The organism is Saccharopolyspora hattusasensis (assembly GCF_050972075.1).
In the GTDB taxonomy this organism is placed as follows: domain Bacteria; phylum Actinomycetota; class Actinomycetes; order Mycobacteriales; family Pseudonocardiaceae; genus Saccharopolyspora; species Saccharopolyspora hattusasensis.
The window spans coordinates 4,187,459-4,204,169 of sequence record NZ_JBPCDC010000001.1 but is presented as its reverse complement, the minus strand read 5'-3'; the positions used below and the strand labels follow the sequence as shown (position 1 = coordinate 4,204,169).

Sequence of the window (16,711 nt, the reverse complement as noted above, 5' to 3'; positions counted from 1 at the left end):
ACCGGATCCAGTTATGACTGAAGGGCACCTCCGACCGACTTGGCCGGTCAGAGGTGCCCTTCAACGTTCCGGCTCAGCGCTGGGCGGCGGCGGCGACCTTGCGCATGCCGAGTTCGAGCTCGGCGACCAGGTGCTCGTCCACCGGGTGACCGGCCGAGGCCATCCAGTTCGCCAGCATCCGGTGGCCGCCCTCGGTGAGCACCGACTCGGGATGGAACTGGACGCTCTCCACCGGCAGCTCTCGGTGCCGCATGCCCATCACGATGCCGGACGCGGTCCGCGCAGTGACCTCGAAGTCTTCCGGGATGGTGTCCGCGCGGACGATCAGCGAGTGGTAGCGCGTCGCGATGAACGGCGCTGGCAGTCCGGCGAACACCCCGGTCCCGGAGTGGTGGATCTCGCTGACCTTGCCGTGCAGCAGCTCCGGCGCCCGCTCGACGGTCCCGCCCCACACCGCACCGACGGCCTGGTGCCCGAGGCACACGCCGAACACCGGCCTGCGCTCCGCGGCGCAGCGCTCGATCAACTCCATCGTGCGGCCCGCGCGGTCCGGCGTACCAGGACCGGGGCTGAGCAGAACGCCATCGGCGACGGCAACGTCATCGTCGGTGACGACGTCGTTGCGGCGCACGACGCAGTCCGCGCCCAGCTGAGCGAGGTACTGCACGAGGTTGTAGACGAAGCTGTCGTAGTTGTCGACGACGAGTACGCGCACCCCGCCAGACTACGCGGAGCGCAAAACGTGTTTCCAGGCTCGTTGCAGGAAGGGATCCCAGCTCCGGCGAAGCCACGGGGGGGGCTCTCTCGTTGCGGCTTGGACCACGGGGGAGAGCAACGCTGTGATTACGTTAACGTGGTAGCTGGAAAACGAGCTGCACCGCGAGAAGTTGCGCGCGCCTCGGCGCGCTGACGCCCGGGGTGCGGCCACCGCCCGAGCACGCGGCGCACGATGCCGCACCACCTGGCGAGGACACCATGCCGAAGTCCAAGGTCCGCAAGAAGGACTCCCCCACCCCGGTGACCGATCGCCGCACGCCGGTGAAGGCGAAGGCGGTCGGCCCGTCGCACCCGATCTACATCATCGTGATGTTGGGGATGATGTTGATCGGCCTCCTCTGGCTGGTGATCAACTACATCGCCGGCGACAAGATCCCGTTCATGGTCGACCTGGGCGGGTGGAACTTCGCCGTCGGCTTCGCGTTCATGATCATCGGCCTGCTGATGACGATGCGCTGGCGCTGACCGTTAGCACGTAAACGGAATGTGGTCGAGGTCCGAAGGGGTCAATCCCTTCGGGCCTCACTCATCTCGTCGAACCTCTTGACGTTCGGTCAGCGAACAACACAGGTGTAACTCATCCCCAGTGGGGATAACTCCTGTGGATAACTCATCGGTAGCAGGTGGATAACGGTGGATGAGAACGGATCTCGGCAGTGGTCGACGCCCATCGGGCTGATCACCTGCGGATGGGTGCTCGCCGCTGCGGCCGCGGCGTGGTGGCTGCTCGCGGAAAGCCCAGTCGACCGGCTGTTCATCGGCGTGCTCGTGCTGGCGCTGGCCGCCACGTCCGCACACGGCAGCATCTGCCGACCGCGGCTGCGCGCGGATCTCAACGGTGTCACGGTGCGCGGCTTGCGCGGCTTGCGGCACTGGTCCTGGCCTGCGGTGTCGATCCGGGTCCGGCACGACCGCCGGTTCGGCCGCACCGTGCAGGCGCTCGAACTCGACGCCGACCCGGAGCTGGTCGTGCTGACCAGGCTCGACCTCGGTGCCGACCCGCAGGAAGTCGCGGCCGAACTGCGCGCCCTGCGCCGCTGAGCGTCAGGACCGCAACAGGCCGCAGCGGGTATCCGCTCCGGACCCGATGCACACCACGTTGCCGAACTGCAGGTCACGGGTCACCAGCACGGCGATCAGGACCACCAGCAGCGCGGTCAGCGCACCCACCTGGACCAGCGTCCGCCGTTCGCGTGGCGCGTAGACGAGCGCACCAGTCGCGAGCACACCGATGACGAGCCCGCCGAGGTGCCCCAGCAGCGAGAGGCCCGGGATCAGCACGCTGGCCGCGATATTCAGCGCGATCACCACCAGCACCGGCCGCAGGCTGATCTTCAACCGCAGCGCGGCGATCGCGATGCCCCCCATCAGGCCGTACACCGCACCGGACGCGCCGGCCACCATCCCCATCGGCTCGCCGAACATGAACACCGCGGTGCTGCCGCCGAGCAGCGACAGCAGGTACACCGCGCCGAACCGCAGCCGCCCCAGCAGGAGCTCCAGGTCCCGGCCGATCACCCACAGCGCGATCATGTTCATCGCCAGGTGCAGCAGGCCGATGTGCAGGAACCCGGCACTGATCAGGCGCCACCACTGCCCGCCCGCGACCACGACCGGCCACAGCGCGAAGTCGCCGAACAGCGCGGCGGTGTAGTTCCCGCCGATGCTGCCGGCCTGCACCGCGGTGAGCGCGAAGACCACCACGTTGATCGCGACCAGCACGGGGACCAAGATCGATTTCTTGGCCAGCCGCGCGCCGGCTACCGTCACCGGCCGCCGCATGCTGCGTTGTCCCTGCGCGACGCAGTCGACGCATTGTTGGCCGACGGCGGCATCGCGCAGGCACTCCGGACAGGCCGGCCGCTCACACCGGGTGCAGCGCAGCCCGGTGGGGCGGTCGGGGTGCCGGACGCAGGTCGGCAGCTGCGGCGGAGCCCCGTCCGCGCCGGGCTGGGATCCGGGCGGAACAGTCACGTCGGGACCTGCTCTTCGCTTGGGGCTGTCTCGGAACCGAGCCTGGTCGGCCGAGGTTCAGCCGCGTTCGATCGAAACCTTCTCGATGATGACGTCGTTGACCGGGCGGTCCCCCACACCGGTCGCGGTGTTCGCGATCGAGTCGACGACGTCGCGGGACTCCTGGTCAGCGACCTCGCCGAAGATGGAGTGCTTGTAGTTCAGCCAATCCGTGGCGCCCACCGTGACGAAGAACTGCGAGCCGTTGGTGTTCGGCCCGGCGTTCGCCATCGCCAGCAGGTACGGCTTGGTGAACTGCAGCTCGGGGTGGAACTCGTCGCCGAACTTGTAGCCCGGGCCACCACGCCCGGTCCCGGTCGGGTCCCCGGTCTGGATCATGAAGCCGGAGATGACGCGGTGAAAAATCACCCCGTCGTAGAACGGCCCGGAGCGTTCGCCCTTGGCGTTGGGCTCGGTGTACTCCTTGGTTCCTTCGGCGAGGCCCACGAAATTGGCCACTGTCTTGGGTGCCTTGTCGGGGAACAGGTTGATCCGGATGTCGCCCTGCGAGGTGTGCAGGGTCGCGGTCACCGTAATCCCAACGAGCGATCCGTTGTCTTCAGCCACCAGACCATCCTGCCATCGAAGAGGCCGAACCCGGAGTCTGGGTGCAATATGGGGCTGATCGCCGCCTGCTGGGCGGTGCCCACGCCGCAGGCGTGGGCCGACGAAGTCGACCGGCGAACGCCGGGCCGAGGAGGCACACGATGGACGAGGTGAAGGCGATGGCCCGAGCTGGCGAAAGCGTGGGCAAGGCGGTCGGGACGGGCATCAAGTCCGCCCGCCACGGCGCGAAACGCGCGGGTGAGGTCGGTATGGCGCTGTCCAAACAGGCCGCCGCCCTCGCCGAGCAGGAGCTCGCCAACCACGGTTACTCGACCGATGAGCTGCAGGAGCTCATCGCGCAGCGCGCCACCGGGATGTCGCGCAAGGAGCTCGCCAAGCGCGGCCGCAAGGCGCGCAAGCAGTGGGAGAAGAAGACCGCGAACTCCCGCAAGCAGCTGGCCAAGAACACGGCCGCCGCCCGCAAGGAGCTGGCCGCTCGCATCGACCCGGGCAAGCCGAAGCCGCGGCGCAAGTGGCCGTGGGTGCTGCTGGCGCTGACCGCCCTCGGCGCGGCCGCGGCGGTGGCGTTCTCCCGCCGCCCGGAGGAGCTGCCGGTGGCCGAGGCCGACGACAGCTTCACAAGGCGCGACACCCAGGCCCGTCACCGCGCGAGCCGTCCCGACGTGCCGGCGCAGCCCGACGGCCAGGCGAACACCACGCCGGAACGATCCCACTGACCCCGTGAACTTCTCGGAGGCCGGGCCCGCTGGGTCCGGCCTCCGACTTCTCCGGATGTCGCACATCACATTCGCTCCCACCGGATCGATGACCACGATGCAGGGACGAGCGAACCGACGAATTGCGATCTGCACACGTCAAAGCACGCTCCGTCACCCGAGGGTGGCGGGCGAGTGGAGCCCCGGAGTGCGTCGGCGGCGAGTGGGCATCCGGCGAACCGGGCACCACCGGCGCCACCTTCAAGGGCCACAACCGGTTCCGCGACGACCTCTGGACGACCGAACGCGACAACTCGGTGTGGTCCTTCGATGTAGAACCCGACGGCGTCGGCGGCACGCTCACCCAGCGCTTCCGGATGAAGCAGCCGCACGTCAACCAAGGTTGACATCGCCAGATTGTCAACAGGCCGTGCACAAGAAACACGGGAGGTCCTGATCATATTCAAGAAGTTCACCTCGGCCACCCGGCGAAGCCGGGCACCACGAGGAACACCTGCTATTCGCCCTCGTTGACGACGTCACAAGGCCAAACCCAAACCCACAACGAAACCAAAGCCAACGAAACCAAATGTCCAAAAAGGACAATCCGCAACCGGAGCAACAACACGGCACAGCGTATGGAGCGGAACCCCAAAAACCCACCGAAAACCCACCGCCAGCCGAAGGCTGACAACCCGCAACCCCAAGGGCACGGCCGAAGGCCGACACCAGGCAAAACACGGCCGAAGGCCGACAAAGAGCGGGAAGGGCCCGCCACGAACGAAGGCACGACGAATGCCACCCAGAAGCTCCGTGAACGAAGAGGGCGAGTGCTCCGACAGCCGGAGGCTGGAGCTCAGAACCCCCGGAGCGCTGGTCCAAGAGCAGGCCGGGAACGCTCCGAAGGCCAAGGAGCGGGCAAAAAAGAAACCCCCACACCGTGGGGGCCTGCGGGGGCTCGGCCCCCGCAAAATAATGACGCGGCAGTAATGGCCCACGCTTTCCGTGGGCACACTCCACCCAACTGACGCGTGGAGACGAGGGGAATCGAACCCCTAACCCCCGCCTTGCAAAGGCGATCAAGGGACCTCGTCTACCTCGGCCGCTGATCGAACTTCGCTGGTCGACGTGCCGCGTGGTTCCGGTCAGTTGCCGTTGTTCTTCGTTGGTGTTGGTCCTCGTGTGCCCCGGATGTGCTCCATGCGCGTCCGGGGCACGTTGCTGCTCAACTTGCCGATGGACTGACTGCCTCGCTCTTCGCACGTAACCACAAACCACAAGCAGGCAACCACGCACGCAGCGGGACAGGTTCGGTGTCAGCTGGAGTGGCCAAGGCGACCACCCTTGCAGCGTGCCCAGCACCGTTTCTCAATGGCTCGCCCAGGCGACCAGTGGAGTCAGGACATCCGAGGTTCGGATCTCCATCTCGGCGGCTTCTGCGGGGCCGCCTGCCTTCCGCTCGCGCCATGATGAGGCCGCCGACCTTTCCGCTCGCGCCCGGTCGCCGCCGATGGCCGGCCGGGACCGGTGAGCGCAGCGAACCGCACGCCCGGCCGGCCATCGGCGGCTTGACCGGGCTCGCATACAGGAAGGTCGGCGGCCTCATCATGGCTCGCATACAGCAGGCAGGCGGCCCCGCAGGGGCCGCCCTTGATTGAGTAGAGAAAGTCTGAACACGCACGCCTGGTGAGCGCCCGGGCTCACTCCGGTAACAGCCTGGCGGTGTATCCGGCTGCGACCAGTCGTTTGAATGCGGCCTGGACGTTGTGCGGAATGTCCTGCGGGATCGCGAATCCTCGTTCTGCGTGCAAGGTGATCCGCTGGGTGTCCCCAACCAACATGTTGATCACCCGATCCGCATCCCCAATGCCCGCCGCGTATTCCGCCAACGGCAGTCGCTGAGAAGCGCATACGACCTCGACTTCGGGCCATGCCTTGCGGCATGTGGCATAGGCGCGCCGCTGCTGGTATGGCCGCGAGATCAGCGTGATGGAACTCGGTCGCTCCCCCGCTTCCTGAAGCGCGGCACGGGTAAAGGCGATGTTCTCCCCGGTGTTGGTCGCCTTGGGCTCTATCAAGATCGCTTCGGCGGGGACGCCAAGCGTGAGTGCGTGCTCTCGGTAGTGGACTGCCTCGCCCCGAGGAAAGCGCTCAATGGTCGTCGGCGCGTTGGCACCGGTAAACACGATTCGTGGGAAGTACCCGGCTCGGTACAGCTCGGCCGTGTACGTGGCTACGCCGAGGTCGTGGCTTCCGAGTCCCACGCCAACGTCAGTCGGCTCCAGCTCATGGTGAAGATCGTGGTAGTCCCAGAGCGCGCGAACGTCGTCTTCCAGGCTCGCGGGGATCTCGGCTGTCGTCATGCCGACCTCTCACTCTGGAAGGGTGAACGTGTAGGACCAGGAGAACCGGCTTGCCTTGTGGATGCCACGGGCGAACTCTACGGCGACATCATCGGCGGTGTAGGTCGTGCGGTGAAGGACCACAACCGGCTCACCAGCCGGGATCGCCAGTTCTTCGATCTCGCCTGGCGTCGGCATGCGGGCGTGGAAAGTCTCGGTCATGTGGTCGGGCTCAAGTCCCTGCAAGGTAAGGACGGCGAACCCTCCGCCGGGCGTCGCAGTTCCCGGGCGAGGTTCGACGATGGGCGTACCCTCGACGTGCTCCGGCCTGTAGTAACTCACCAGCGTATGCGTCGGCACGTCGTCCTGTTTGACCAGGCGGGCACGCTCGTAGACCTCCGAGCCGACGTCGACGCCCAGCGCTTCGGCAGTCTCGGCGTCGGCGCTGACCTTCTGGACCTTGTTGGTCTGGTCGTTTCGGTTCCATCCCTGTCCAGACGCTTCCCGGTCAGCCGCGAAGGCAACAAGGCCGAACTTCCATTTGCTCTTGGCGTACCGCTCGACGCCGAGCCGCTTCATCGCTGGTCGAGCCCGGACAACGGTTCCCTTACGGCGGACGGCAGTAACCAGCCCTTCCGCCTCTAGCACTCCAACAGCCTTGCGGACCGTGTTGATGTTGACGCCGTAGCTGTCGGCCAACTCGGCCTGCTTCGGCAGCGTCGTCTCGGGCGGGTACGTGCCCTGCTGGATTGCCTCGCGCAGGGCTGACGCGAGTTCCCGGTAGCCGGTTCCCATGCCCTCACCTCCTTGGATAAGCCTATCCCTACTGGCTCTTCGTAGAATTTTCGGCGAATAAAGCTATCTCTATTGACTCCAGATCATGGGCGGTGTTCAATAGAGATAGTTCTAATGAAGCCTAGTCGATCGAGCCTCCTGGAGGTAGTCGTGACTGCCGTACTCAACGCCCCCACCGTGCAGCCGGTGTTTTCCCACGCGGAGATCGAGTCGATGACCTCGTTCCGGTTCACCGACGCGAACCCGGAGATGGGGCGCTCGTACGCCGAGTCGGCGTTCCGGGACCTGCCGGAGTTCGTACAGGACATCGTCGAAGACGTGATCGACCTGAGCGCGTGGAAGTGGAACGTGCTGGTGGAACTGGGCCAGGTGCTGGAGTTCACCGGTCCCGACCGCTACACGATCCCGCGTTCGCTGCCGTGCGTGCAGCGGCTGGCTCGGCGAGGCGAGGGCCGTTCGGAGTTCTGCCCGGAATGCGACGGGTCGCTAGTGATGATCGACACGGACGGCTCCTACACCGGGGAGTTGGGGACGCCGGTGATCTGCACGTGCGTCAACTGGGCCGTGCACCTGCACCGGCCGGAGGTGGCCGCGTGACGACCGCCGCATTGGTTTCCGCTCTGCCTACGGCAGATGAGCTGCTCAAGTACACGATCAAGGCATCCGGGTTCACTCGGTTCCGGGAGACGGTCCGCTCCGTGCGGGGATGCCTGCGGCCGGTGTGGCTGGCCGGTTCGTGGTCGGCGCAGCGGTCGGACGGCACCCCGGTCAAGGAACATTCCGGGCAGATCGCGGTGGCGTGCAACAACCGTCGTGAGTCGGTGTGCCCGTCGTGCGCTGCCCGGTATGCCGGAGACGCCTACCAGCTCGTCAAGGCGGGACTATCCGGCGGCAAGGGCGTTCCCGACGAGGCGGCAAGGCATCTGCGGCTGTTCGTGACCCTGACCGGGCCATCGTTTGGGGCGGTGCACACCCGCACGACGACGACTCGGGGCCGCGTGCGTCGCTGCACCTGCGGAGAGGTGCACCACCAGGCCGATACCCGGATCGGGTCCGCTGTGGACCCAGACTCCTACGACTACGCGGGCGCCGTGCTCTGGAACGCCCACGCCGGGCAGCTGTGGCACCGGTTCCGCATCTACCTCGCCCGGCTGGTCGCCGCATCACTGGGGATCAAGGCCAAGGACATCCCGGCCACGTTCCGGCTGTCGTACTCCAAAGTCGCCGAATATCAGCGGCGCGGCCTTGTCCACTTCCACGCCGTGATCCGCCTCGACGGCCCGGACGGCCCCGGCAGCACCCCGCCGGCCGGAATCACGGCAAAGATGCTGGATGAGTTCATTCGGTTGGCCGTGTGGAAGACCTCGGTGGAAGTGGAGGCCACCGACACCTACCCAGCCACGCTGGTCACGTGGGGCCGTCAGGTCCAGATCGACCCCATCGCCGAGTCAGCGTCGGACGATGCGGCCGAAGTGCTGGCCGATCAGCGGGTGGCGGGCTACATCGCGAAGTACTCGACCAAGGGCACCGGGGCCACCGAGGGCACCGACAACCGGATCCGCAGCGAAGCCCAAATCGACGACCTTGAGGTCTCCGGGCATCACAGGCGCATGATCCGCACCGCGTGGCGGCTGGGCCTGCGGCGGTGGGCACACATGCTCGGCTTCGGCGGTCACTTCCTGACCAAATCCAAGTACTACTCCACCACCTTCACCGCGCTACGGGGCGTGCGCGCGGAACACCAGCGCGCCGAACACCTCGCGGCGCTGGGCATCGACGACACCGACGATGTGCGGATCGTCAACGACTGGACTTTCACCGGGATTGGCTGGGGAAACGCGGCGCAACGCGAACTCGCCGAAGCCATGGCCGAACGCCACCAGTACGCGCAACGAATCGAATACGACGCGCGAAAGGAGATCGACGGAGGTCAGCATGGCTGACATCGACGACCGGTGGCACCGGACCGGCCCAGACGGCAAGCCCGAACGCACCGACCGCTACGGGATCGGCGCGCGGTGGTTGGTCCGCTGGCGTGATCCTGACGGTAGGCAGCGCAAGAAGAGCTTCCGCCGCAAGGCAGATGCCGAGCAGTACGCCACGACCATCGAGCACGGACTGTTGTCCGGCACCTACATCGCGCCCGACGCAGGGAAAATCACGATGGGCGAATGGGCCGCGAAGTGGCTCGACGCTCAGGCGCATGTGAAGCCAACGACCCTGAACCGTTCCGCGGGGATCATCCGAACTCACGTCCTTCCCCGGTGGGAGAAGTTCCGCCTCGCGGACATTTCGCATGCAGACGTGCAGTCCTGGGTATCAGATCTGAGCCGTGAGTTATCGCCCGCGTCGGTCGCCAAGGTTCACCGGGTGCTCTCGCTGATCTTGGCTTGGGGCGTGCGGAATGATCGGCTGGCGAAGAACCCGGCGGAGGGTGTCAACCTCCCGCGCGTCGTAGCGCCAGAACACCGGTACCTCTCTCACCGGCAGGTCGCCGACCTCGCCGACGCCTGCGCCCTGGATGGCCTGGTCGTCTTGTTCCTGGCCTACACCGGACTGCGCTGGGGTGAGATGGCCGCACTTCGCGTTCACCGCATCGACCTCGACCGGCGTCGCGTCCTGGTCGCCGAATCGGTCACGGAGGTCAGTGGACGGCTGGTCTGGGGCACTCCGAAGAATCACGAGCGTCGGTCGGTGCCGCTGCCGAGGTTCGTTGCCGAACTGCTGGGCAAGCACCTGGTGGACAAGGCCGCTGAAGGTCTGGTGTTCACTGCGCCGCAAGGCGGCGTGCTTCGGGTTCGGAACTTCCGGCGAGCCGTGTTCGATCGCGCGGTGGCCGAAGTCGGTCCAGTCGGGTTCCATCCCCACGAGTTGCGTCACACAGCCGCGTCACTGGCAATCGCCTCTGGGGCGGACGTGAAGATCGTCCAGCAAATGTTGGGCCACAAGTCGGCGACGATGACGCTTGACCAGTACGGACACCTATTCCCAGACCGGTTGAACGAGATCGCCGACCGAATGGATGCGGCGGTATGTGCCCCGAATGTGCCCCGTACATGATCATGCAGAAAGACCAGGCGCTTTAACCTGGTCTTTTACGGTGGAGACGAGGGGAATCGAACCCCTAACCCCCGCCTTGCAAAGGCGGTGCTCTGCCAATTGAGCTACGTCCCCGGCTATCGCAGCCCCACTCAGGTCCGCTGACCGGTGACGCTCACGATGGCTGCCGACTCCGCGAGCCGGATCAAGAGCGGTGGGCAGCGATCAGGCCTCGGCAGTGGCCTCGCGCCACAGGTCGGCCTCGGCCTTCGCGGCCCGGTTGCGCCGGATGACGAACAGAACGACCCCAGCAACTGCGGCGAGTGCGAGCAGCTTCTTCACTTCCGGTCGCCTCCTAGCACGGCGTGCAGCCCGAGAAGTCCTCGGATTTGCGAAAGATTACCAGTGGGCCTAGAAGGACTTGAACCTTCGACCTCTTCGTTATCAGCGAAGCGCTCTAACCGCCTGAGCTATAGGCCCTTGGTGTGGTTCAAACACTACAGGACGCCTTCCGGAGCCCGAAACGGGGGTCGGCGTTGCGGATCTCCCGGGACGTGGCGATCCCGTGCTGGACCGGGATCGCCACGTCAGCGGTTCATTCCCGCTCGGAGAGGGTGACCTCGATGCCGCCGGCGAAGTCGGCCGCCACGTTGTAGATGAACGCGGCCACCGTCGCCAGCGCGGTCACCAGCACGATGTTGATCGCGCCGATGATCGAGGCGACCCCGAACACGCGTCCCGCGCTGATCAGCGGTTCGCTGGCCGCGTTGTCGGGCTGGGTCAGCTCGGTGAAGGTGCCGTTGAGCTGGTCCCACACGCCCATGCCGTCGAGCACCCCGTAGAGCACCGCGACGGCGATCATCCACACGAAGAACAGCGCGACGCTGAGCACCAGGGCGAGCTTCAGCACCGACCACGGGTCCAGCCGCTTCACCTGCAGGCTGGCCCGCCGCGGGCCTCGGCTCGGCCGCCGCGCCGAGGCCGTTGTGGCGCGGGCCGCCCCGCCCACACCGGCGGCACCGGCAGCGCCGCCGGTGAACGACACGGTCGTCCGCGTGGACGGCGGCAGTTTGGTGCGCACCGTTTCCTGGTCCTGCACCTGCTTCGGGATGTGCTGCGGGTCAGCGGCATCCGGGCCGGATGCCGCAGCCGCGGCCACCGGTGTGTCGGATGAGCCGGACGCGGTCACCGAGGCGCGTTGCCACGGGGGCGGCGTCTCGGTGCCGTGCAGGTCTTCCCCACTGCCTCCGGCGCTCGGCTGAGCGGGAGCCGACCCGGATTCCGTGCCGTCGTCCGCGGCACTGTCGTCGGCTGTCTGGGTGCTGACCGAAGCCCGGTCCGCATCCTGCTGCGGGTCCGACTGCTCCGGCTTCTCGGAAGGTGTCACGAGCGATCCTTCGTTGATCGTCGGCGGCGGTGTGCGACGTGGTCTCCCACGGTTTTACTGCTGCTGTTCGGGCCCCGCAGCGTCCGGGTCGGCGGCTTCGTCGGCGTTGCGCGCGATCGCCACCAGCGCGGACCCCTCGTCCAGGTTCATCAGACGAACCCCCTTCGTCTGCCTGCCGGCCTTGCGCACCTCCTTGGCGGTGGTCCGGATGACCCCACCGGTCGAGGTGATCGCGTAGAGCTCGTCGTCGATCTCGACGATGAGTGCCCCCACCAGCCTGCCACGCCTGTTGTCGTACTGGAGAGTCAGCACGCCCTTGCCGCCGCGGCCCTGCACCGGGTAGTCATCGATCGGGGTGCGCTTCGCGTAACCGCCGTCGGTGGCCACCAGCACGTACCGGTCGGCGCGGACGACGCCCATCGCCAGCAGCTCGTCGCCGCCGTTGAACCGCATGCCCAGCACGCCCGAGGTGGCCCGGCCCATCGGCCGCAGCGCGTCGTCGGTGGCGTGGAACCGGATCGACTGGCCCTCCGCGGACACCAGCAGCAGGTCGTCATCGGCGGAGCACAGCACCGCGCCGACCAGCTCGTCCTCGTCCTTCAGGTTGATCCCGATGAGACCACCCGATCGGTTGGAATCGAAGTCGGTCAGGCGGGACTTCTTGACCAACCCGTTGCGGGTGGCCAGCACCAGGTACGGCGCCGCGGTGTAGTCCTTGATCTGCATGACCTGGGCGATCTGCTCGTCCGGCTGGAACGCCAGCAGGTTCGCCACGTGCTGGCCGCGCGCGGTGCGGTTGGCCTCCGGCAGCTCGTAGGCCTTCGCCCGGTAGACGCGGCCCTTGTTGGTGAAGAACAGGATCCAGTCGTGCGTGGAGCACACGAAGAAGTGCGACACGATGTCGTCCTGCTTCAGCTGCGCGCCCTGCACGCCCTTGCCGCCGCGCTTCTGCGCCCGGTACAGGTCGGTCCGCGTCCGCTTGGCGTAGCCGGTGCGGGTGATCGTGACGACCACGTCCTCGTCCGCGATGAGGTCCTCCATGGAGACCTCGCCCTCGAACGGGACGATCTTCGTGCGCCGGTCCTCGCCGTACTTGTCGACGATCTCCATCAGCTCGTCACGGATGATCTGCCGCTGCCGCTCCGGCTTGGCGAGGATGTCCTTGAGGTCCTCGATCTCCCGCTCGATCTCGGCCAACTGGTCGATGATCTTCTGCCGCTCCAGGGCGGCCAGGCGGCGCAGCTGCATTTCCAGGATCGCGTTGGCCTGGACCTCGTCGACGTCGAGCAGCCCGATCAGCCCGGTGCGCGCGTCGTCCACCGTGGGCGACCGGCGGATCAGCGCGATCACCTCGTCGAGCATGTCCAGCGCCTTGACCAGACCGCGCAGGATGTGGGCGCGTTCCTCGGCCTTCTTCAACCGGTACTTGGTGCGCCGGACGATGACCTCGACCTGGTGCTTGACGTAGTACCGGATGATCTGGTCCAGCCGCAGGGTGCGCGGCACCCCGTCGACCAGGGCCAGCATGTTGGCGCCGAAGGTGGTCTGCAGCTGGGTGTGCTTGTAGAGGTTGTTCAGCACCACCTTCGGGATCGCGTCGCGCTTGAGCGTGATCACGATCCGCATGCCGCGCCGGCTGTTGGACTCATCGGCGATGTCGGAGATGCCGGTGAGCTTGCCCTCCCGGTGCATCGACGCGATGTTCTCGATGAGGTTGTCCGGGTTGACCTGGTAGGGCAGCTCGGAGACGACCAGCGTGGTGCGGCCCTTGTTGTCCTCTTCGATGGTCACGACGGCCCGCATCTTGATGGAGCCGCGACCGGTGCGGTAGCAGTCGGCGATCGCGTTGGTGCCGAGAATCAGCCCGTGGGTCGGGAAGTCCGGCCCCTTGATCCGCGCGAGCAGCGCTTCGAGCAGCTGCTCGTCGTCGGCTTCTGGGTTCTCCAGCGCCCAGACGACGCCTTCGGCGACCTCGCGCAGGTTGTGCGGCGGGATGTTGGTGGCCATCCCGACCGCGATCCCGCCACCGCCGTTGACCAGCAGGTTCGGGAACCGCGACGGCAGCACGGTGGGCTCTTGGGTGCGGCCGTCGTAGTTGTCGGCGAAGTCGACGGTGTCTTCTTCGATGTCGGCGAGCATGTGCATCGCCAACTGCTGCAACCTCGACTCCGTGTACCGCATGGCCGCGGCCGGGTCGTTGCCGGGCGAACCGAAGTTGCCCTGGCCGTCGATCAGCGGATGGCGCATCGACCACGGCTGGGCCAGCCGGACCAAGGTGTCGTAGATCGCCGAGTCGCCGTGCGGGTGGTAATTGCCCATCACGTCGCCGACGACGCGGGAGCACTTCACGTACCCGCGGTCCGGGCGGAAGCCCGAGTCGTACATCGCATACAGCACGCGCCGGTGTACCGGCTTGAGACCGTCGCGCACGTCCGGCAGGGCGCGCGCGACGATGACGCTCATCGCGTAGTTGATGTAGGAATTCTGCATCTCCTGCTGGATGTCGACCGGCTCGATCCGGCCGTGTTCCGGCGGCAGGATTTCAGTCACGACTTGAGATTCCTTTCGGGGGTCGGATGTCAGCGCCCTTCACCTGAGTCACCGCAGCTGGGGCAGATGTGTCTTGTGTCGGCCGGATTTCGTCCGCTTCCGTTGCAGACGGGGCGCTGCTCCAACCGAGTCATGGGCGTTCCTCCAGTGATGCGGTGCGTCACACGTCGAGAAAGCCCGCGTCCTTGGCGTTGCGGGTGATGAACGAGCGCCGGGCTTCGACGTCCTCGCCCATCAGCACGCTGAACAGCTCGTCCGCGGTCGCCGCGTCGTCCAGCGAGACCTGCAGCAGCAGCCGGGTCTCCGGGTTCATGGTGGTTTCCCAAAGCTCGTCGGCGTTCATCTCGCCGAGACCCTTGTAGCGCTGGATGCCGTCGTCCTTGGGCAGCTTGCGGCCGGCTGCCGCGCCCTGTGCCAGCAGCGCGTCGCGCTCCCTGTCGCTGTAGGCGTACTCCGGCTCCGACCGCGGCCACTTGATCTTGTACAGCGGCGGCTGCGCGAGGAACACGTGGCCGTTCTCGATCAGCGGCCGCATGAACCGGAACAGCAGGGTCAGCAGCAGGGTGCGGATGTGCTGGCCGTCGACGTCGGCGTCGGCCATCAGCACGATCTTGTGGTAACGCAGCTTGGACAGGTCGAACTCGTCGTGGATGCCGGTGCCCAGCGCGGTGATGATCGCCTGGACCTCGTTGTTCTTGAGGACCTTGTCGATCCGCGACTTCTCCACGTTGATGATCTTGCCGCGCAGCGGCAGGATCGCCTGGAACCGCGACTCGCGGCCTTCCTTAGCGGAGCCGCCCGCGGAGTCGCCCTCCACGACGTAGAGCTCGCACTCCTCCGGGCTGTTGGACTGGCAGTCCTTCAGCTTGCCCGGCAGGCCGCCGATGTCCATCGCGCTCTTGCGGCGCACCAGCTCCTTGGCCTTGCGCGCGGCCATCCGCGCCTGCGCCGAGGACACCGCCTTGTTGACGATCACCTTGGCCTCGGCGGGGTTGCGCTCGAACCAGTCGGTGAGCCACTCGAAGGCGGTGGTCTGCACGAACGACTTGACCTCGGTGTTGCCGAGCTTGGTCTTGGTCTGGCCCTCGAACTGGGGTTCGCGGACCTTCACGGACACGATCGCGGCCAGGCCCTCGCGGACGTCGTCGCCGGTGAGGCTGCTGTCCTTCTCCTTGAGCAGCTTCTTGTCCTTGGCGTAGCTGTTGACCACGCGGGTCAGCGCCGAGCGGAAGCCTTCCTCGTGGGTGCCGCCCTCGTGCGTGTTGATGGTGTTCGCGAAGGTGTAGACCGACTGGTTGTAGCCGGAGTTCCACTGCATCGCGATCTCCAGCTCGTAGTCCTTGCTGGAGGCGTTGAAGGACACCACCTTCTTGTGGATGGGTTCCTTGGTGGCGTTGATGTGGCGGACGAAGTCTTCCAGGCCGCCCGGATAGTGGAAGGTGCGCTCGGTGGCGCGGGCGGTGGTGCCGCTGGCGTCCTCGCCGGCCTCGTCCTCTTCGGCGGCGCGCTCGTCGCGCAGGACGATGGTCAGGCCCTTGTTCAGGAACGCCATCTCCTGCAGGCGGCGGGAGATGGTTTCGGCGTTGTACCTGGTGGTTTCGAAGATCGTCGGATCGGCCCAGAAGGTGATGGTGGTGCCGGTCTTGTCGGTGCGCTCGCCGCGCTCGACGTCGGCGACGGGCTTGGAGTCCTCGTAGCGCTGCCGCCACACGTAGCCCTCTAGGTGGATCTCCGCCTCCAGCGCCGTGGACAGCGCGTTGACCACGGACACACCCACGCCGTGCAGACCGCCGGAGACCGCGTAGGAGTCGCCGTCGAACTTGCCGCCCGCGTGCAGCACGGTGAGCACGACTTCGAGGGTCGGCTTCTTCTCCACCGGGTGGATGCCAACAGGGATGCCGCGACCGTCATCGACGACGCGCACGCCGCCGTCGGCGAGCAGGGTGACCTCGACCCTGGTGGCGTAGCCGGCCATCGCTTCGTCGACGGAGTTGTCCACGACTTCCTGCACCAAGTGGTGCAGGCCGCGTTCGCCGGTCGAACCGATGTACATGCCGGGACGCTTGCGGACGGCCTCAAGGCCCTCAAGAACGGTGATGGATGAAGCGTTGTATTCGCTCTTCTTCGGTGCCACGGGCCTCGATTTCTCCTTGAGCCGACTGTGCTGTCAGGTTGGCCGGTGCCGGTTCGAAAACACGCCCTATCCCGCACCGCAGACCATTTCGGGGCGACTCGTCTGTCGGGCGCCGCACCCTGATGCGTGCCGTCGCCCAGCGCCTCGACGATCACATCGGCCGAAGGCGTCGGCCACACCCCGAACTGATTCTACTGGCCCCCCGCGACAGAAGTAGGGCAAGGACACCCCTGACTTCCTCACAGGGCGGAGAACTCGAATCAATCCACCATCCGAGAGCCGAGAGAAGCCGCCGGGGGATCTCGGTGGCGATCGGCCGCTTGCCGATCCGGCGGTGGACCGGCCCGCGGGTCTGCTCCTCGGCGCGACCCGCCATTCGCCCCACCGCGCCTGGGGGCCGCGGCCCGCGCGG

General features: G+C 66.7%; 15 protein-coding genes, 3 tRNA genes and 1 pseudogene. 7 read left to right on the top strand and 12 right to left on the bottom strand.

Annotated elements, in window-relative coordinates; all coding sequences use genetic code 11:
- Positions 1–73 precede the first annotated feature (73 nt).
- Complete coding sequence (locus ACRXBZ_RS19820) at positions 74–715, bottom strand: aminodeoxychorismate/anthranilate synthase component II (RefSeq protein ID WP_433880356.1); 642 nt, start codon at positions 713–715, stop codon at positions 74–76.
- A 260-nt stretch (positions 716–975) separates the two neighbouring features.
- Here ACRXBZ_RS19820 and crgA point away from each other — a divergent pair, with 260 nt between their 5' ends.
- Both crgA and ACRXBZ_RS19810 read left to right on the top strand, forming a co-directional pair.
- Positions 976–1,242, top strand: coding sequence for a cell division protein CrgA (crgA, locus tag ACRXBZ_RS19815; RefSeq protein ID WP_168585956.1), 267 nt, complete (start codon positions 976–978; stop codon positions 1,240–1,242).
- A gap of 168 nt (positions 1,243–1,410) precedes the next feature.
- A complete protein-coding gene (locus tag ACRXBZ_RS19810) occupies positions 1,411–1,818 on the top strand; it encodes a PH domain-containing protein (protein WP_433880355.1) in 408 nt (135 codons plus the stop codon).
- A gap of 3 nt (positions 1,819–1,821) precedes the next feature.
- Here the strand turns inward: ACRXBZ_RS19810 and ACRXBZ_RS19805 are convergent, their stop codons facing one another.
- Together ACRXBZ_RS19805 and ACRXBZ_RS19800 are read right to left on the bottom strand one after the other, a co-directional pair.
- Positions 1,822–2,751, bottom strand: a complete 930-nt coding sequence (locus ACRXBZ_RS19805) for a rhomboid family intramembrane serine protease (RefSeq protein WP_433880354.1) — start codon at positions 2,749–2,751, stop codon at positions 1,822–1,824.
- A 57-nt stretch (positions 2,752–2,808) separates the two neighbouring features.
- A complete protein-coding gene (locus tag ACRXBZ_RS19800) occupies positions 2,809–3,357 on the bottom strand; it encodes a peptidylprolyl isomerase (RefSeq protein WP_168585954.1) in 549 nt (182 codons plus the stop codon).
- Positions 3,358–3,497: 140 nt separating this feature from the next.
- Between ACRXBZ_RS19800 and ACRXBZ_RS19795 the strand changes: the two genes are divergently transcribed.
- On the top strand, positions 3,498–4,073 hold the full coding sequence (locus tag ACRXBZ_RS19795) for a hypothetical protein (protein WP_433880353.1): 576 nt from the start codon (positions 3,498–3,500) through the stop codon (positions 4,071–4,073).
- Between the two features lie 122 nt (positions 4,074–4,195).
- Positions 4,196–4,459 (top strand): hypothetical protein, encoded by a 264-nt coding sequence (locus ACRXBZ_RS19790; RefSeq protein WP_433880352.1) that lies wholly within the window; start codon positions 4,196–4,198, stop codon positions 4,457–4,459.
- Positions 4,460–5,084: 625 nt separating this feature from the next.
- On the opposite strand, the gene ACRXBZ_RS19785 is transcribed toward ACRXBZ_RS19790, so the two are convergent.
- From ACRXBZ_RS19785 to ACRXBZ_RS19775, 3 genes are all read right to left on the bottom strand, one after another.
- A tRNA-Ser gene (locus tag ACRXBZ_RS19785) sits at positions 5,085–5,149 on the bottom strand.
- 603 nt (positions 5,150–5,752) lie between these two features.
- Complete coding sequence (locus ACRXBZ_RS19780; RefSeq protein WP_433880351.1) at positions 5,753–6,415, bottom strand: YdcF family protein; 663 nt, start codon at positions 6,413–6,415, stop codon at positions 5,753–5,755.
- A 9-nt stretch (positions 6,416–6,424) separates the two neighbouring features.
- Positions 6,425–7,189 carry a GntR family transcriptional regulator gene (locus tag ACRXBZ_RS19775; protein ID WP_433880350.1) on the bottom strand — a complete coding sequence of 255 codons (765 nt, stop codon included), beginning with the start codon at positions 7,187–7,189 and terminating at the stop codon, positions 6,425–6,427.
- 150 nt (positions 7,190–7,339) lie between these two features.
- Between ACRXBZ_RS19775 and ACRXBZ_RS19770 the strand changes: the two genes are divergently transcribed.
- The 3 genes from ACRXBZ_RS19770 to ACRXBZ_RS19760 are packed head-to-tail and all read left to right on the top strand — an operon-like array spanning position 7,340 to position 10,249.
- Positions 7,340–7,786 carry a hypothetical protein gene (locus ACRXBZ_RS19770; RefSeq protein WP_433880349.1) on the top strand — a complete coding sequence of 149 codons (447 nt, stop codon included), beginning with the start codon at positions 7,340–7,342 and terminating at the stop codon, positions 7,784–7,786.
- On the top strand, positions 7,783–9,132 hold the full coding sequence (locus ACRXBZ_RS19765; RefSeq protein ID WP_433880348.1) for a replication initiator: 1,350 nt from the start codon (positions 7,783–7,785) through the stop codon (positions 9,130–9,132). The genes ACRXBZ_RS19770 and ACRXBZ_RS19765 overlap by 4 nt, the downstream gene beginning before the upstream one ends.
- Complete coding sequence (locus tag ACRXBZ_RS19760) at positions 9,125–10,249, top strand: tyrosine-type recombinase/integrase (protein WP_433880347.1); 1,125 nt, start codon at positions 9,125–9,127, stop codon at positions 10,247–10,249. The genes ACRXBZ_RS19765 and ACRXBZ_RS19760 overlap by 8 nt, the downstream gene beginning before the upstream one ends.
- A 41-nt stretch (positions 10,250–10,290) precedes the next feature.
- On the opposite strand, the gene ACRXBZ_RS19755 is transcribed toward ACRXBZ_RS19760, so the two are convergent.
- The 6 genes and pseudogenes from ACRXBZ_RS19755 to gyrB all read right to left on the bottom strand — a co-directional run bounded on the left by ACRXBZ_RS19755 (position 10,291) and on the right by gyrB (position 16,299).
- Positions 10,291–10,363, bottom strand: a tRNA-Ala gene (locus tag ACRXBZ_RS19755).
- A 99-nt stretch (positions 10,364–10,462) separates the two neighbouring features.
- Positions 10,463–10,570: pseudogene (locus ACRXBZ_RS19750) on the bottom strand (DLW-39 family protein); the annotation flags it as partial.
- A gap of 64 nt (positions 10,571–10,634) precedes the next feature.
- A tRNA-Ile gene (locus ACRXBZ_RS19745) sits at positions 10,635–10,708 on the bottom strand.
- Positions 10,709–10,823: 115 nt separating this feature from the next.
- A complete protein-coding gene (locus ACRXBZ_RS19740) occupies positions 10,824–11,615 on the bottom strand; it encodes a DUF3566 domain-containing protein (RefSeq protein ID WP_433880346.1) in 792 nt (263 codons plus the stop codon).
- 54 nt (positions 11,616–11,669) lie between these two features.
- Positions 11,670–14,165, bottom strand: coding sequence for a DNA gyrase subunit A (gyrA, locus tag ACRXBZ_RS19735; RefSeq protein ID WP_168585950.1), 2,496 nt, complete (start codon positions 14,163–14,165; stop codon positions 11,670–11,672).
- A 160-nt stretch (positions 14,166–14,325) separates the two neighbouring features.
- Positions 14,326–16,299 (bottom strand): DNA topoisomerase (ATP-hydrolyzing) subunit B, encoded by a 1,974-nt coding sequence (gene gyrB / locus ACRXBZ_RS19730; RefSeq protein ID WP_433880345.1) that lies wholly within the window; start codon positions 16,297–16,299, stop codon positions 14,326–14,328.
- Positions 16,300–16,711 lie beyond the last annotated feature (412 nt).

Bases quoted from the DNA above. Each gene is read 5' to 3' on its own strand.
- crgA (WP_168585956.1), top strand. From the start codon at position 976: ATGCCGAAGTCCAAGGTCCGCAAGAAGGACTCCCCCACCCCGGTGACC.
- ACRXBZ_RS19795 (WP_433880353.1), top strand. From the start codon at position 3,498: ATGGACGAGGTGAAGGCGATGGCCCGAGCTGGCGAAAGCGTGGGCAAG.
- ACRXBZ_RS19780 (WP_433880351.1), bottom strand. From the start codon at position 6,415: ATGACGACAGCCGAGATCCCCGCGAGCCTGGAAGACGACGTTCGCGCG.
- ACRXBZ_RS19775 (WP_433880350.1), bottom strand. From the start codon at position 7,189: ATGGGAACCGGCTACCGGGAACTCGCGTCAGCCCTGCGCGAGGCAATC.
- ACRXBZ_RS19760 (WP_433880347.1), top strand. From the start codon at position 9,125: ATGGCTGACATCGACGACCGGTGGCACCGGACCGGCCCAGACGGCAAG.